The organism is Pseudomonas sp. GW822-FHT04C11 (assembly GCF_058800905.1).
This window is the reverse complement of sequence record NZ_JBXAMS010000002.1, coordinates 471,207-486,719: the sequence shown is the minus strand read 5'-3', so window position 1 is coordinate 486,719 and position 15,513 is coordinate 471,207. Positions and strand designations below refer to the sequence as shown.

At 57.4% G+C, this 15,513-nt stretch carries 13 protein-coding genes; 11 read left to right on the top strand and 2 right to left on the bottom strand.

All coding sequences use genetic code 11. The features are described from left to right. Positions 1–37 precede the first annotated feature (37 nt). Together AC1RJ3_RS05090 and map are read right to left on the bottom strand one after the other, a co-directional pair. Positions 38–2,740: a [protein-PII] uridylyltransferase gene (locus tag AC1RJ3_RS05090; RefSeq protein WP_054595908.1), complete on the bottom strand. Its 2,703-nt coding sequence runs from the start codon at positions 2,738–2,740 to the stop codon at positions 38–40. Between the two features lie 43 nt (positions 2,741–2,783). Then, positions 2,784–3,566: a type I methionyl aminopeptidase gene (gene map, locus AC1RJ3_RS05085; protein WP_054595909.1), complete on the bottom strand. Its 783-nt coding sequence runs from the start codon at positions 3,564–3,566 to the stop codon at positions 2,784–2,786. Between the two features lie 370 nt (positions 3,567–3,936). Here map and rpsB point away from each other — a divergent pair, with 370 nt between their 5' ends. The 11 genes from rpsB (at position 3,937) to lpxD (ending at position 15,496) form a co-directional block, all read left to right on the top strand. Beyond that, a complete protein-coding gene (gene rpsB, locus AC1RJ3_RS05080; protein WP_003219330.1) occupies positions 3,937–4,674 on the top strand; it encodes a 30S ribosomal protein S2 in 738 nt (245 codons plus the stop codon). A 204-nt stretch (positions 4,675–4,878) separates the two neighbouring features. Then, complete coding sequence (gene tsf, locus AC1RJ3_RS05075) at positions 4,879–5,742, top strand: translation elongation factor Ts (protein WP_054595910.1); 864 nt, start codon at positions 4,879–4,881, stop codon at positions 5,740–5,742. Between the two features lie 210 nt (positions 5,743–5,952). Continuing rightward, positions 5,953–6,696 (top strand): UMP kinase, encoded by a 744-nt coding sequence (gene pyrH / locus AC1RJ3_RS05070; RefSeq protein WP_011059526.1) that lies wholly within the window; start codon positions 5,953–5,955, stop codon positions 6,694–6,696. Continuing rightward, complete coding sequence (gene frr, locus AC1RJ3_RS05065; protein WP_019692087.1) at positions 6,693–7,250, top strand: ribosome recycling factor; 558 nt, start codon at positions 6,693–6,695, stop codon at positions 7,248–7,250. Before pyrH ends, frr begins: the two co-directional genes overlap by 4 nt. 17 nt (positions 7,251–7,267) lie before the next feature. Next, complete coding sequence (gene uppS, locus AC1RJ3_RS05060; protein WP_054595911.1) at positions 7,268–8,023, top strand: polyprenyl diphosphate synthase; 756 nt, start codon at positions 7,268–7,270, stop codon at positions 8,021–8,023. After that, the gene (locus AC1RJ3_RS05055) at positions 8,023–8,829 is read left to right on the top strand and encodes a phosphatidate cytidylyltransferase (protein WP_103315516.1); all 807 of its coding nucleotides are present in this window, start codon (positions 8,023–8,025) and stop codon (positions 8,827–8,829) included. Before uppS ends, AC1RJ3_RS05055 begins: the two co-directional genes overlap by 1 nt. Next, complete coding sequence (gene ispC, locus AC1RJ3_RS05050) at positions 8,826–10,016, top strand: 1-deoxy-D-xylulose-5-phosphate reductoisomerase (protein ID WP_493077732.1); 1,191 nt, start codon at positions 8,826–8,828, stop codon at positions 10,014–10,016. The genes AC1RJ3_RS05055 and ispC overlap by 4 nt, the downstream gene beginning before the upstream one ends. A 54-nt stretch (positions 10,017–10,070) precedes the next feature. After that, positions 10,071–11,423 carry a sigma E protease regulator RseP gene (rseP, locus tag AC1RJ3_RS05045; RefSeq protein ID WP_054595914.1) on the top strand — a complete coding sequence of 451 codons (1,353 nt, stop codon included), beginning with the start codon at positions 10,071–10,073 and terminating at the stop codon, positions 11,421–11,423. Positions 11,424–11,497: 74 nt separating this feature from the next. Next, on the top strand, positions 11,498–13,888 hold the full coding sequence (gene bamA / locus AC1RJ3_RS05040) for an outer membrane protein assembly factor BamA (protein ID WP_493077730.1): 2,391 nt from the start codon (positions 11,498–11,500) through the stop codon (positions 13,886–13,888). Between the two features lie 45 nt (positions 13,889–13,933). After that, complete coding sequence (locus AC1RJ3_RS05035; protein WP_019692093.1) at positions 13,934–14,437, top strand: OmpH/Skp family outer membrane protein; 504 nt, start codon at positions 13,934–13,936, stop codon at positions 14,435–14,437. 3 nt (positions 14,438–14,440) lie between these two features. After that, positions 14,441–15,496 carry a UDP-3-O-(3-hydroxymyristoyl)glucosamine N-acyltransferase gene (lpxD, locus tag AC1RJ3_RS05030; protein ID WP_493077728.1) on the top strand — a complete coding sequence of 352 codons (1,056 nt, stop codon included), beginning with the start codon at positions 14,441–14,443 and terminating at the stop codon, positions 15,494–15,496. Positions 15,497–15,513 lie beyond the last annotated feature (17 nt).

The following is a 15,513-nucleotide window of genomic DNA, read 5'->3' as shown; positions in this document are numbered from 1 at the left end:
GGGTCTCACTCAAAAGCAGTTAAATCATGGCGCGCATTCAGATGCTGATGCGCGACAGTTCGATAGAGGGTTCGGGGCTGACGCTCAGTTGTTCGACGATCGCATCCTGCAAGCGACTGCACAGTTGCGGGTCGGACAACGGGTGATTGCTCGCGTCGGTGATGAAGAACACGTCTTCGACCCGCTCGCCGAGGGTGGCAATCTTGGCATTCTGCAGCGACAGGTCGAATTCGAGAAAGATTGTTCCGATCCGTGCCAACAGGCCCGGACGGTCGGGGGCGCTGAGTTCCAGCACCGTCACCTGACGCTGGGCGTCGTTGTGGATCGTCACTTGCGGTGCGAACGCAAAATGCTTGAGCTGACGCGGCACCCGACGCTGGATGATGGTCGGGTAGTTGTCCGGATTGCGCAGGGCCTCGGTCAGGCCGTCGCGGATCTGCTTGACCCGCGCCGGGTTGTCGCCAATCGAGTCGCCGTCAGTGTCGAGCACGATATAGGTGTCGAGGGTGAACTGGCTGGTCGAGGTGATCACCCGGGCGTCGTGAATGTTCAGGTTGAGCTGGTCCATCGCCGCCACGGTCACGGCGAAGAAGTCGTGCTGGTCCGGCGCATAGATGAAGATCTGCGTGCCGCCCTCGAACTCGCGCTGGGTGGTTTCCTTGATCAGTACCAGTGGCCCGCCGTCGGCTGGCTGCTGGAGGATCGCCTCAGTGTGCCAGGCCACGTCGCCAGCGGTGTGACGCAGGAAATAATCGTCGCCCAGTTGCGACCAGAGCTGTTCGACATCATCCGGGTCAGTGCCGCCGCGTACCAGAATATCCAGGGCGGCGCGTTGGGTCTGGCGGATCTGTTCTTCGCGATCGACCGGGTTTTCCAGGCCACGGCGCAAGGCGCGCTTGGTTTCGGTGTAGAGCTGGCGCAACAGACTGGCGCGCCAGGAGTTCCACAGCGTCGGGTTGGTGGCGTTGATGTCCGAAACGGTCAGCACGTACAGGTAGTCGAGGCGGGTTTCGTCGCCGACGATCTGCGCGAAGTCGTGGATCACTTGCGGGTCGGACAGGTCTTTGCGCTGGGCGGTGGTCGACATCACCAGGTGGTTTTGCACCAGCCAGACAATCAGTCGGCTGTCCCACAGGGGCAGTTGATGGCGTTGGCAAAACGCTTCGGCGTCGACCGCCCCGATATCCGAGTGATCGCCATGCCGGCCCTTGCCGATGTCGTGGTACAGCCCGGCAAGATAGATCAGCTCCGGCTTGGGCAGCTTGCCCATGAGCTTGCTGGCCAGCGGGAATTTCTCGGACACCTGGGTGTACTGCAGCTTACGCAGGTGTTTGATCAGGTTCAGGGTGTGGGCGTCGACCGTATAAATATGGAACAGGTCGTGCTGCATCTGCCCGACGATAAAACCGAACTCTGGCAGGTAGCGCCCGAGAATGCCGTAACGGTTCATCCGTCGCAGGTTACGGTGGATACCGATCTTGCATTTGAACAGTTCGATGAACAGGCTGGTATTGCGAATGTCGTTGCGGAAGTCGTCATCGATCAGGTGCCGGTGTTCGCGCAGCAGACGAATGGTGTCAGCCCGCACGCCCTTGATTTCCGGCTGTTGGGCCATCAGCACGAAAATTTCCAGCATGGCAAACGGTGTGCGTCTGAACACGTTGGTGTTGATCGCCTCGATGTAGCCGTCATGCAACTGGAAGCGCGAGTTGATCGGTTGCGGCGGCGCTTCATCTTCCGGCGCGAGGATGACTTCCTCGAAATGCTGGATGATCAGGTCGCTGAGCTGGGCAATGCTCATCACCACCCGGTAGTACTGCTGCATGAAGTTTTCGATGGCGTGCTTGGCGTCATCGCCTTCAAAGCCCAGCAGCCCGGCGATCGAGCGCTGGTGATCGAACAGCAGGCGGTCTTCGGCGCGGCCAGCGAGCATGTGCAGGGCGTAGCGGACCTTCCACAAAAACTCCTGGGATGAGGCCAGCAGGGCGTTTTCGCTTTCGACCAGGAAGCCTTCGCCCGCCAGTGCGCGCAGGTTCAGCGTGCCGTATTGGCGGCGTGCCACCCACAGAATCGTCTGAATATCCCGTAGGCCGCCAGGCGAGCCTTTGACGTTGGGTTCCAGGTTGTATTCGGTGTCGTTGTATTTGTGGTGACGGGCCTTCTGTTCAGCACGTTTGGCCAGGAAAAAATCCTTGGCCGGCCACATGTGCTCAGTGCTGGTGACATCGAGCATGCGCTGGCGCAAGTGCTCGGGGCCGGCAATGGTGCGGCTCTCCATCAGGTTGGTGATGATGGTCAGGTCGGCGCGGGCTTGTTCGGCGCATTCGTCCACCGAGCGTACGCTCTGGCCAACTTCCAGGCCGATGTCCCATAGCAGCGTCAGAAAACGCTCGATGGAGTCGCGGAAAACTTCGTGATCGGCGTTGTCCAGCAGAATCAGCAAATCGATGTCGGAGTAGGGGTGCAGTTCGCCGCGACCGTAGCCGCCGACCGCGACCAGCGCGATGTCGGCGTCTTCACTCCAATTGAACTGCTCCCAGGCCTGTTGCAGGATGTTGTCGACGAACCAGGCGCGATCTTCTATCAGCCGGCGAATATCCCGTCCGCTGCGAAATCGCGCGTCGAGCACCTCTTGTGCCTGGCGGATGGCCTTCTTGAAGGCCGCGATCGGGCTTGCCTTCAGGGCCAGTTCGGCCTGGAACTGGCCGCGGTCGAAGAGTTCGGGATCCACCTGCGGCATCGATTGGCTTTCCTTCTATAGGCTGGGTGCAGAACTTGTCGGATCAGGCCGAAACGCGAGGGATGGTGTCATCGCTGCGCAGGGTGAAGATCTCGTAGCCGGTTTCGGTCACCAGCAGGGTGTGTTCCCACTGGGCCGACAGCTTGCGATCCTTGGTGATCGCGGTCCAGCCATCGCCGAGGACCTTGGTGTCGGCACGGCCCTGATTGATCATCGGCTCGATGGTGAAGGTCATGCCGGCTTTCAGTTCCATGCCGGTACCGGCGCGGCCGTAATGCAGGATTTGCGGTTCTTCGTGGAACACCTTGCCGATGCCATGGCCGCAGAACTCGCGAACCACCGAGAAGCCGTTCTTTTCAGCGTGCTTCTGGATGACTTCGCCGATATCGCCGAGGCGGCAGCCGGGCTTGACCAGTTCGATGGCCTTGTACATGCATTCCTGGGTGACCTGCGACAGGCGCTCGGCCCAGACCGGCACGGTGCCGACGTGGAACATGCGGCTGGTGTCGCCGTGATAGCCATCCTTGATCACGGTGACGTCGATGTTCAGCGTGTCGCCGTCTTTCAGCGGCTTCTCGTTCGGGATGCCGTGGCAGACCACGTGGTTGATCGAGGTGCAGATCGACTTCGGAAAGCCTTTGTAGTTGAGCGGGGCAGGGATGGCTTTCTGCTCGTTGACGATGTAGTCGTGGCAGATGCGGTCCAGCTCTTCGGTCGTGACGCCCGGCTTGACGTATTCGGCAATCATTTCCAGCACATCGGCGGCAAGCTTGCCGGCGATCCGCATTTTTGCGATGTCCTCTGGGGTTTTGAGGGTGACGGTCATACAGGTTCTCTCTACGCTCAGTGGCGCTTTCTATACGGAATGGGCCTGCGTGATGCTGCTCGCAGCCCTGAAAAACACGATTCTAACAGACGATCACGGCGAATCCGCGCCTCTGTGCATCGCTTCTCTCTATAGAATGGCGCATTCTGGGGGGATTCCAAGGGCCGTAACCAAAGCACTGATCAGGTTTTAAGAATCCGGGTTTCGTTTTCGCCCTCCTTGTGATATAAAATGCGCCGCTTTCCGGGTATACCCCGAAAAGCTTAAATCCACACACGTGTCGACACGATGACCTGGGTGCCTTCAGCTGATGCTGCTGGTTGGTCATTGGGATACGTGGAGGCCAAACCCGACTTATTAAGGAACTATCATGTCCCAAGTCAACATGCGCGATATGCTGAAGGCCGGTGTGCACTTCGGTCACCAGACCCGTTACTGGAACCCGAAAATGGGTAAGTACATTTTCGGCGCGCGTAACAAGATCCACATCATCAACCTTGAAAAAACCCTGCCAATGTTCAACGAAGCTCTGACTTTCGTAGAGCGTCTGGCCCAGGGCAAAAACAAGATTCTGTTCGTCGGCACCAAGCGTTCCGCTGGCAAGATCGTTGCTGAAGAAGCAGCACGTTGCGGTTCGCCGTACGTCGATCACCGCTGGTTGGGCGGCATGCTGACCAACTTCAAAACCATCCGTGCTTCCATCAAGCGTCTGCGTGACCTTGAAGTGCAAGCCGAAGACGGTACTTTCGCCAAGCTGACCAAGAAAGAGGCGCTGATGCGCACTCGCGACCTGGAAAAGCTCGATCGTTCCCTGGGTGGTATCAAGGACATGGGCGGTCTGCCTGACGCACTGTTCGTTATCGACGTTGATCACGAGCGCATCGCGATCACCGAAGCCAACAAGCTGGGCATCCCGGTTATCGGCGTAGTCGATACCAACAGCAGCCCGGAAGGCGTTGACTACATCATCCCAGGCAACGATGACGCAATCCGCGCTATCCAGCTGTACATGGGTTCGATGGCTGACGCTGTAATCCGCGGTCGCAACCACGTTGCTGGCGGCACCGAGCAGTTCGTTGAAGAAGCTCCGGTAGCAGCAGCTGAGTAATTGACGCCTTGGCGTTGACTCAGTAAGCAAAAAGGGGGCTTGGCCCCCTTTTTGCCACCTCGAAAACCATTTGTTGGCGCCTGTTTTCAGGATGCCGCTACTGCATCTGTAATGTGCAGCAGCTAACAAGGGTGGTTCGGGAAGAATTGAACGCCCGTTCGATCGGGTGGAATGGTTGATAACCTATCCAAGAGGAATTTTGAAATGGCAGAGATTACTGCAGCGTTGGTCAAAGAACTGCGCGAGCGTACTGGCGAAGGCATGATGGACTGCAAGAAAGCCTTGACCAAGGCTGGCGGCGACATCGAAAAAGCCATTGATGACATGCGTGCTTCGGGCGCCATCAAGGCTGCCAAAAAAGCAGGCAACGTTGCTGCTGAAGGCGCGATCGCTCTGAAAGAAGACGGTAAATCCGCAGTCCTGCTGGAAGTGAACTCGCAGACTGACTTCCTGGCTCTGCAGGACGACTTCAAGGTATTTGTTGCTGCTAGCGTTGAAAAAGCGTTCGCCGACAAGATGACTACCGTTGAGCCTCTGATCGAAGCTCAAGAAGCTGCTCGCCTGGTATTGGTCGGCAAGGTTGGCGAAAACGTCAACATCCGTCGCCTGACTCGCGTTGAAGGTGATGTTGTTGGTGGTTACCTGCACGGCAACAAGATCGGTGTAGCTGTTGTTCTGAAGGGCGGCGACGTTGAGCTGGCCAAAGACATCGCTATGCACGTAGCGGCTACCAACCCTGAATTCCTGCTGCCGTCGGAAGTTTCCGCTGAAGCGATCGAGCGCGAGAAAGGCGTGTTCCTGACCCTCAACGCTGACAAAATCGCCGGCAAGCCAGAAAACATCGTTGAAAACATGGTCAAAGGCCGTATCAGCAAGTTCCTGGCTGAAGCGAGCCTGGTTGAGCAGGCGTTCGTCAAGAACCCTGAAATCAAGGTTGGCGAACTGGCCAAGAAAGCCGGTGCTGAAATCGTTTCTTTCACTTACTTCAAAGTAGGCGAAGGCATCGAGAAGCCAGTCGACAACTTCGCTGAAGAAGTTGCTGCTCAACTGGCTGCTGCCAAGCAGTAAGACGGTTTTTTAACTGTCGCCCTGAAGAGGCTGCCCGCTTACGCGCGCAGCCTCTTTTCAGATGGGGAAGCCAATTTATTTGGTTTTCCGTCGGAACTGGCTTACAAAGCCGTGTTCCGATGGCGCTGTGACAGCGTCACGTTAGAGTAAACGCAGGCTGCAAACAGCCCGCAAAGAATTTTTTAAAATACGCCGCAGGAGAGATTCGCAATGGCTCAGCAGGGCAGTGGTTATCAGGCTCGCTATAAACGCATTCTACTCAAGCTTAGCGGCGAGGCCTTGATGGGCTCCGAAGAGTTCGGGATCGACCCCAAGGTTCTGGATCGCATGGCACTGGAAGTCGGCCAACTGGTCGGTATCGGTGTTCAGGTCGGTCTGGTGATTGGTGGTGGTAATCTGTTCCGCGGCGCGGCACTGAGTGCGGCCGGCATGGATCGGGTGACTGGCGACCACATGGGCATGCTTGCCACTGTGATGAACGCCCTGGCCATGCGTGATGCGCTGGAACGTGCGAATATCTCGGCCATCGTGATGTCGGCTATTTCGATGGTAGGCGTGACCGATCACTACGATCGCCGCAAAGCCATGCGTCACCTGAACTCCAAGGAAGTGGTCATTTTCGCTGCCGGTACCGGCAACCCGTTCTTCACCACCGACTCGGCAGCCTGTTTGCGTGCGATCGAGATCGATGCTGACGTTGTGTTGAAGGCGACCAAGGTTGATGGTGTGTACACCGCTGACCCATTCAAAGACCCGCATGCCGAGAAGTTCGATCATCTGACCTACGATGAAGTACTGGATCGCAAGCTGGGTGTGATGGATCTGACGGCTATTTGCCTGTGCCGCGACCACAAGATGCCGCTGCGCGTATTTAATATGAACAAGCCCGGCGCCCTGCTGAACATCGTACATGGCGGCGCTGAAGGAACCCTGATCGAGGAAGGCGAGCAATGATCAACGAAATCAAGAAAGACGCTCAAGAGCGCATGACCAAATCCCTGGAGTCCCTGGCCCACGCTTTTGGTCAGATTCGTACAGGCAAGGCGCACCCAAGCATCCTGGGCAGCGTGATGGTGCCTTACTACGGTTCGGATACTCCTTTGAGCAGTGTGGCCAACGTCACCGTGAAGGACTCCCGGACCCTGCAAGTCGTGGCTTTCGAGCGCAACATGCTCGCCGCGGTCGACAAGGCGATCCAGAGTGCTGGCCTGAACCTCAACCCGACGAACCTGGGTGAGTTGCTGCTGATCTCCATGCCGGCCTTGACCGAGGAAACCCGCAAGGGCTTCACCAAGCAGGCGCGCAGCGCAGCCGAAGATGCTCGTGTCGCGGTGCGTAATATTCGCCGTGATGCACTGGGCGACCTGAAGAAGCTGGTCAAGGATAAGGAAATCAGCGAAGACGAAGAGCGTCGCGCGAGTGCCGATATCGACAAGTTGATCAAAGACTTCGAGGCTCAGATCAATAAGCTCACTGAAGACAAAGAAAAGGACCTGATGGCCGTATAAGGGGTCAGGACGCCTTCATGGAAAAGACCAAGCAGCCAGTGCTGTCCTCGGTGCCGCGCCACGTCGCGATCATCATGGATGGTAATAATCGCTGGGCAAAAAAACGTTTCTTGCCCGGTGTTGCCGGGCACAAGGCTGGCGTCGACGCTGTGCGCGCGGTTATTGAGGTGTGCGCTGAGGCCGGGGTTGAAGTACTGACCCTGTTCGCCTTCTCCAGTGAAAACTGGCAGCGTCCGGCCGATGAAGTCAGCGCCTTGATGGATTTGTTTTTCAAGGCGTTGCGTCGCGAGGCCAAGCGCCTCAACGACAACAACATCACGTTGCGTATTATCGGCGATCGTTCGCGCTTTCATCCCGAGCTTCAGGCCGCCATGCGTGAGGCGGAGGCAATGACCGTCGGCGCCAATCGTTTTGTCCTGCAGATCGCGGCCAACTACGGCGGCCAATGGGATATCGCCCAGGCAGCCCAACGTCTGGCGCGAGAGGTTCAGGCCGGGCATTTACGTCCGGACGACATTACTCCGCAATTGCTGCAGACCTGTCTGGCTACCGGTGATCTGCCGTTGCCGGATTTGTGCATTCGTACCGGTGGCGAGCATCGCATCAGCAACTTCCTGCTGTGGCAATTGGCGTACTCCGAGCTGTATTTCTCCGACCTGTTCTGGCCGGACTTCAAACACGAAGCCATGCGTAACGCATTGGCCGATTTCGCTTCTCGCCAGCGTCGCTTCGGTAAAACGAGTGAGCAGGTCGAGGCTGGAGCCCGGGTTTAATGCTTAAACAACGAATCATCACTGCGCTGATCCTGCTGCCGATCGCCCTGTGCGGATTTTTTCTGCTCGAGGGCTCCGGTTTTGCGCTGTTTATCGGCCTGGTCGTGACTCTTGGTGCCTGGGAATGGGCGCGTCTGGCAGGTTTCACTGCTCAACCGATGCGTGTCGCTTATGCCGCGGTGGTCGCGGCGATGCTGTTTGTCATGCACGTGTTGCCGGGGCTTTCGCCCTGGGTGCTGGGGGCTGCCGTGCTTTGGTGGGCGGTGGCAACCTACCTGGTGCTGACCTACCCCAAGACCAGTGAGCATTGGGCCAGTGCGGCCTGCAAGCTGGTTATCGGCCTGCTGATCCTGTTGCCGGCCTGGCAAGGTTTGATCCTGATCAAGCAAGAGCCGCTGGGTAACTGGTTGATCATGGCGGTGATGGTATTGGTCTGGGGTGCAGATATTGGCGCTTACTTTTCCGGTCGGGCATTCGGCAAGCGCAAGCTTGCTCCGCAGGTCAGTCCTGGCAAGAGCTGGGAAGGCGTGTACGGCGGCTTGCTGCTGAGTCTGGTGATCACCGCCATTGTTGGTCTGGTGCGTGACTGGACGGTCGGCGAGATGCTGAAAGGGTTGATCGGCGCGGCGATTATCGTGTTTATCTCGGTGGTCGGCGATTTGACCGAAAGTATGTTCAAGCGCCAGTCGGGTATCAAGGACAGCAGTAATCTGCTGCCGGGTCATGGCGGCATTCTGGATCGTATCGACAGTCTCACTGCGGCGATTCCGGTGTTTGCGGTATTGCTGTGGATGGCAGCATCGTGAGCCGCCCACAACAGATCACTGTCCTGGGGGCGACCGGTTCTATTGGCCTGAGCACCCTTGATGTCATCGCGCGTCATCCTGAGCGCTATCAAGTCTTTGCCTTGAGCGGCTTCTCTCGCCTGAGTGAGCTGTTGGCTTTGTGCGTCCGCCATGTGCCGCGCTTTGCTGTTGTGCCGGAGTCCGTGGCTGCCCGGCGTCTGCAAGACGATTTGCGGGCTGCGGGCCTTTCTACGCGCGTGCTGGTGGGGGAGGAGGGTCTGTGTCAGGTCGCTTCCGACGCTGAAGTCGATGCGGTGATGGCGGCGATTGTCGGTGCGGCGGGGTTGCGTCCGACGCTGGCGGCGGTGGAGGCGGGCAAGAAGATTCTGCTGGCCAACAAGGAAGCGCTGGTGATGTCCGGCGCCCTGTTCATGCAGGCCGTGCACAAGAGCGGGTCGGTGCTGCTGCCGATCGACAGCGAGCACAATGCGATCTTTCAGTGCATGCCCGCAGATTTTTCTCGTGGGCTCGGCGCTGTAGGCGTTCGACGGATTTTACTGACAGCTTCTGGCGGTCCGTTCCGGCAGACATCCATGGTTGAGTTGGCGCATGTTACGCCAGAGCAGGCATGTGCCCATCCCAATTGGTCGATGGGGCGCAAGATTTCGGTCGATTCGGCCAGCATGATGAACAAAGGCCTGGAGCTGATCGAGGCCTGTTGGCTGTTTGATGCCAAGCCGTCACAGGTTGAGGTGGTGATTCATCCGCAAAGCGTGATTCATTCGCTGGTCGACTATGTTGATGGTTCGGTATTGGCGCAGTTGGGCAATCCGGATATGCGGACGCCCATCGCTAATGCACTGGCATGGCCTGAGCGCATCGATTCCGGGGTTGCGCCGCTGGACCTGTTTGCAATCGCGCGTCTGGACTTCCAGGCGCCTGACGAAGAACGTTTCCCGTGCTTGCGTCTGGCGCGACAGGCGGCAGAGGCCGGGAACAGTGTTCCGGCCATGCTGAACGCCGCGAATGAGGTGGCTGTTGCAGCCTTTCTCGATGGACGTGTCCGTTACCTGGAGATCGCGAGTATCATCGAAGAGGTGTTAAACCTCGAACCTGTGGTTTCGGTCGATGATCTCGATGCGGTTTTCACTGCGGACGCGAAAGCACGTGTCCTGGCCGAGCGTTGGTTGAGTCGTCACGGGCGATAGGTGTTGCGGCGGGTTTGCCCACGGCAGCACTGAATAGGATTGCGGAGAAAGTAGATGAGCGCGCTCTATATGATTGTCGGCACCCTGGTGGCTTTGGGCGTGCTGGTCACCTTCCATGAATTTGGCCATTTCTGGGTCGCGCGTCGCTGTGGCGTCAAGGTTCTGCGTTTCTCCGTGGGCTTCGGCCTGCCATTGCTGCGCTGGCATGACCGGCGCGGCACCGAGTTCGTGATCGCTGCCATCCCTTTGGGTGGTTACGTGAAGATGCTTGATGAGCGTGAAGGCGAAGTGCCGGCCGAGCAGCTTGATCAGGCCTTTAATCGCAAATCCGTTCGTCAGCGTATCGCCATCGTAGCTGCCGGGCCTATCGCCAACTTTTTGTTGGCACTGGCGTTTTTCTGGGTGCTGGCGATGCTTGGCACCGAGCAGGTGCGTCCTGTCATCGGTGCCGTTGAAGTCGGCAGCATGGCCGCCAAGGCCGGTTTGAGTCCAGGACAGGAAATCGTCGCCATCGATGGTGAGCCGACTTCGGGTTGGGCAGCGGTGAATCTGCAACTGGTCCGGCGTCTTGGTGAAAGTGGTTCGTTGCAATTGCTGGTGCGCGAACAGGGCTCTACCGCCGATTCGCCGCGCGAGCTGGTCCTGGATCACTGGCTCAAGGGGGCTGATGAGCCGGACCCGATTCGTTCGTTGGGTATCCGTCCTTGGCGTCCGGCATTGCCGCCTGTGTTGGCAGAGTTGGACCCTAAGGGCCCGGCGCAGGCAGCAGGCCTGAAGACCGGTGACCGTCTGCTGGCGCTCGATGGCCAGGCGCTGACCGATTGGCAGCAAGTGGTCGATTGGGTGCGTGTGCGTCCTGATACCAAAATTGTGCTGCATATCGAGCGTGACGGTGCTCAAATCGACGTCCCGGTTACCTTGGCAACTCGCGACAAGGCGAAAGTAGCCAGTGGATATCTGGGTGCCGGGGTGAAGGCTATCGATTGGCCACCAGAGATGATTCGCGAGGTCAGCTACGGTCCCGTGGCTGCGATTGGCGAAGGTGCTCGACGCACCTGGACCATGAGTGTGCTGACCCTTGATTCACTAAAGAAAATGTTGTTCGGCGAGCTCTCGGTAAAAAACTTGAGTGGACCGATAACCATTGCTAAAGTGGCGGGCGCTTCTGCCCAGTCGGGTGTCGCTGATTTCCTGAATTTCCTGGCTTATCTGAGTATTAGCTTGGGTGTTCTGAATTTGCTGCCCATTCCTGTACTGGATGGGGGGCATCTGTTGTTTTATCTGATCGAGTGGGCGCGTGGTCGTCCCTTGTCGGATCGGGTGCAGAGTTGGGGGATACAGATCGGTATCAGTTTGGTGATCGGGGTGATGTTGCTTGCTCTGGTCAACGATCTGGGTCGACTGTAACGCTTCGCTGAATTGCGAATCTGCCGCATTTTGCGGCAGTTTGTTTATTGCCAGTTGGAATAAGAAAGGACTTCATGAAACGTCTGCTGCTAACTGCGGTTCTCACCGTATTGATGATCGCCGAAGTTCACGCCGAGTCCTTCACTATCTCCGATATTCGTATCAATGGCCTCCAGCGGGTATCCGCGGGTAGCGTCTTTGGTGCCTTGCCGTTGAACGTCGGTGAACAGGCGGATGATCGTCGCCTGGTGGAATCCACTCGTGCGCTGTTCAAAACCGGTTTCTTTCAAGATATCCAGCTGGGCCGCGATGGCAATGTCCTGGTCATTACTGTAGTCGAGCGCCCGTCGGTCGCCAGTATCGAGATCGAAGGCAACAAGGCGATCTCCACTGAAGACCTGATGAAAGGCCTTAAACAATCCGGTCTGGCCGAAGGCGAGATCTTCCAGCGTGCGACGCTTGAAGGCGTGCGTAACGAGCTGCAGCGCCAGTACGTCGCTCAAGGTCGCTACTCGGCCACCGTTGACACTGAAGTTGTTCCTCAGCCGCGCAACCGCGTTGGCTTGAAGGTCAATATCAACGAAGGCACTGTCGCGGCTATCCAGCACATCAACGTGGTGGGTAACACGGTTTTTCCTGACGAAGACCTGATCGACCTGTTCGAACTCAAGACCAGCAACTGGTTGTCGTTCTTCAAGAACGATGACAAGTATGCTCGTGAGAAACTTTCCGGTGACCTGGAACGTCTGCGTTCCTACTACCTGGACCGTGGCTATATCAACATGGATATCGCTTCGACCCAGGTGTCGATCACTCCGGACAAAAAGCACGTCTATATCACCGTCAACATCAACGAAGGTCAGAAGTACAACGTTCGTGACGTGAAGCTCAGCGGAGACCTGAAGGTCCCTGAAGACCAGGTCAAGGCGCTGCTGCTGGTGCAAAAAGGTCAGGTGTTCTCGCGCAAGCTGATGACCACGACTTCCGAGTTGATCACCCGTCGCCTGGGTAACGAGGGCTACACCTTCGCCAACGTCAACGGCGTACCGACTCCGCATGACGACGATCACACCGTTGATATCACCTTTGTGGTCGATCCGGGCAAGCGTGCCTACGTAAACCGTATCAACTTCCGCGGCAACACCAAGTCGGAAGACGAAGTGCTCCGTCGTGAAATGCGTCAGATGGAAGGTGGCTGGGCTTCGACCTACCTGATCGACCAGTCCAAGACCCGTCTGGAACGTCTGGGCTTCTTCAAGGAGGTCAACGTCGAGACTCCGGCTGTACCGGGTGTCGATGACCAGGTTGACGTGAACTACGCCGTTGAAGAGCAACCTTCCGGTTCGATTACTGCCAGCGTTGGTTTTGCTCAGAGCGCCGGTTTGATCCTGGGTGGTTCGATTACCCAGAACAACTTCCTGGGTACCGGTAACAAGGTCAGCATCGGCTTGACCCGTAGCCAATACCAGAGCCGTTATAACTTCGGTTATGTCGACCCGTACTGGACAGCCGATGGCGTGAGCCTGGGTTACAACGCTTTCTATCGCACCACTGACTACAAAAACCTCGACGTCAACGTATCGAGCTATGCGGTAGACAGCTTGGGCGCAGGTGTCAACGTCGGTTATCCGATCAGCGAGACTTCGCGTCTGACCTTTGGTCTGACGGCGCAGCAAGACAAGATCAAGACCGGTCAGTACACCGTTGACGAGATTTTCAACTTTGTTAACACGCAAGGCGACCAGTACCTGAACTTCAAGGCTTCGGCCGGTTGGTCTGAATCGACCCTGAACAAAGGCGTGCTGGCGACCCGCGGTCACTCGCAAAGCCTGACACTGGAAGCCACTACCCCGGGCAGCGATCTGTCATTCTTCAAGCTCGACTACCGTGGTCAGTTGTTCCAGCCATTGTCTGAGAACTACACCATGCGCCTGCACACCGAGCTGGGTTACGGTGATGGTTATGGTTCTACGAGCGGGCTGCCGTTCTACGAGAACTATTATGCTGGTGGTTTCAACTCGGTACGCGGTTTCAAGGACAGTACATTGGGGCCTCGTAGTACGCCGAGTCGGGGTGCTGGGACAACCGGGAATCAGGGCACACTCGCCGACCCGGACCAGGATCCGCTGCCATTTGGTGGTAACGTCCTGATTCAAGGTGGTGTAGAAGTTCTCTTCCCATTGCCTTTCGTCAAGGACCAGCGATCCCTGCGTACCTCTGTGTTCTGGGACGTCGGTAACGTGTTCGACTCCAAGTGCGACCAGGTCAAGAATACCAATGGCACTCCTTCCAATACGCAGTGCAACGACATCAGCCTGAGCAATATGGCCAGTTCGGTGGGTGTAGGTGTGACATGGGTTACCGCCCTTGGTCCGTTGAGCTTTGCCTTGGCAATGCCGGTCAAGAAGCCGGACAGCAATGCGGAGACTCAGGTGTTCCAATTCTCCCTCGGTCAGACTTTCTAATAGCCTGATCCAAGATAACGACAATGGATTTTGTAGGAGTGCATCGTGCGTAAGTTGACTCAATTGGTTCTCCTGGCAACTGTCCTGGTAGCAACCCCGGCATTTGCCGAAATGAAAATCGCGGTACTGAACTATCAAATGGCTCTGCTGGAATCTGACGCGGCGAAGAAGTACGCCGTGGATGCCGAGAAGAAGTTCGGGCCACAGCTGACCAAGCTGAAAACCCTGGAAAGCAGTGCCAAAGGCATTCAGGATCGTCTGGTAAGTGGTGGCGACAAGATGGCCCAGGGCGAGCGTGAGCGTCTTGAGCTTGAATTCAAGCAAAAGGCCCGTGACTTCCAGTTCCAGTCCAAAGAGCTGAACGAAGCCAAAGCCGTTGCTGACCGTGAAATGCTGAAGCAGCTCAAGCCGAAACTGGACAGCGCTGTGGAAGAAGTCATCAAGAAAGGTGCTTTTGACCTGGTCTTCGAGCGTGGCGCAGTGATTGATGTCAAGCCTCAGTACGACATCACTCGCCAGGTTATCGAGCGCATGAATCAGCTGAAGTAATCCATGACAGCGACTATAAAGCTCGGTCAATTGGCCGAGTTCCTCGGGGCCACTCTCCGTGGCTCCGCGGAGAAAGAAATCACTGGGCTAGCCACCTTGCAGGAGGCTGGCCCAGCTCAGTTGAGCTTTCTGGCAAACCCCCAATACCGTAAATATCTGGCTGGCAGCCAGGCCGCAGCCGTGTTGCTGAAGGCCGCTGACGCAGAAGGTTTTGCCGGTGATGCGCTGGTTGTGCCTGATCCGTATGCGGCGTATGCCCGGGTTTCCCATCTGTTCGACCCCAAGCCCAAGGCTGCTGCCGGTATCCATCCGACAGCGGTGGTGGCAGCGGACGCAGTGGTTGATCCGGCTGCGAGCATTGGCGCGTTTGCCGTGATCGAAAGTGCTGCGCGAATTGCCGCCGGCGTGACGGTCGGTGCCCACTGCTTCATCGGTGCGCGCAGCGAGATCGGTGAGGGCGGCTGGTTGGCCCCGCGTGTGACGCTGTACCACGACGTACGCATCGGCAAGCGCGTGGTGATTCAGTCCGGTGCCGTGCTCGGTGGTGAAGGCTTTGGTTTTGCCAACGAAAAAGGCATCTGGCAGAAGATCGCCCAGGTGGGTGGGGTATTGATCGGTGACGATGTGGAGATTGGCGTGAATACCGCCATCGACCGCGGTGCGTTGGCTGACACCATCATCGGCAATGGCGTGAAGCTCGATAACCAGATTCAGATCGCCCACAACGTGCAAGTCGGTGATCACACCGCCATGGCGGCGTGCGTGGGGATTTCCGGCAGCACCAAAATCGGCAAGCACTGCATGCTGGCAGGTGGTGTGGGGCTGGTCGGACACATTGATATTTGCGACAACGTATTCCTGACCGGGATGACCATGGTGACTCACTCGATTACCGAGCCGGGTTCCTATTCCTCCGGGACAGCTATGCAACCGGCTGCCGAGTGGCGCAAAAGCGCCGCACGTATCCGTCAACTCGATGATATCGCGCGACGTCTGCGACAGCTGGAAAAGCGTGTTGGGGACGTGACCCCTGACGGCAATGCTTCATCAGATGGCTGATACCATTTCCATATCAA

Bases quoted from the DNA above. Each gene is read 5' to 3' on its own strand.
- AC1RJ3_RS05090 (WP_054595908.1), bottom strand. From the start codon at position 2,740: ATGCCGCAGGTGGATCCCGAACTCTTCGACCGCGGCCAGTTCCAGGCC.
- map (WP_054595909.1), bottom strand. From the start codon at position 3,566: ATGACCGTCACCCTCAAAACCCCAGAGGACATCGCAAAAATGCGGATC.
- rpsB (WP_003219330.1), top strand. From the start codon at position 3,937: ATGTCCCAAGTCAACATGCGCGATATGCTGAAGGCCGGTGTGCACTTC.
- tsf (WP_054595910.1), top strand. From the start codon at position 4,879: ATGGCAGAGATTACTGCAGCGTTGGTCAAAGAACTGCGCGAGCGTACT.
- pyrH (WP_011059526.1), top strand. From the start codon at position 5,953: ATGGCTCAGCAGGGCAGTGGTTATCAGGCTCGCTATAAACGCATTCTA.
- frr (WP_019692087.1), top strand. From the start codon at position 6,693: ATGATCAACGAAATCAAGAAAGACGCTCAAGAGCGCATGACCAAATCC.
- uppS (WP_054595911.1), top strand. From the start codon at position 7,268: ATGGAAAAGACCAAGCAGCCAGTGCTGTCCTCGGTGCCGCGCCACGTC.
- AC1RJ3_RS05055 (WP_103315516.1), top strand. From the start codon at position 8,023: ATGCTTAAACAACGAATCATCACTGCGCTGATCCTGCTGCCGATCGCC.
- rseP (WP_054595914.1), top strand. From the start codon at position 10,071: ATGAGCGCGCTCTATATGATTGTCGGCACCCTGGTGGCTTTGGGCGTG.
- bamA (WP_493077730.1), top strand. From the start codon at position 11,498: ATGAAACGTCTGCTGCTAACTGCGGTTCTCACCGTATTGATGATCGCC.
- lpxD (WP_493077728.1), top strand. From the start codon at position 14,441: ATGACAGCGACTATAAAGCTCGGTCAATTGGCCGAGTTCCTCGGGGCC.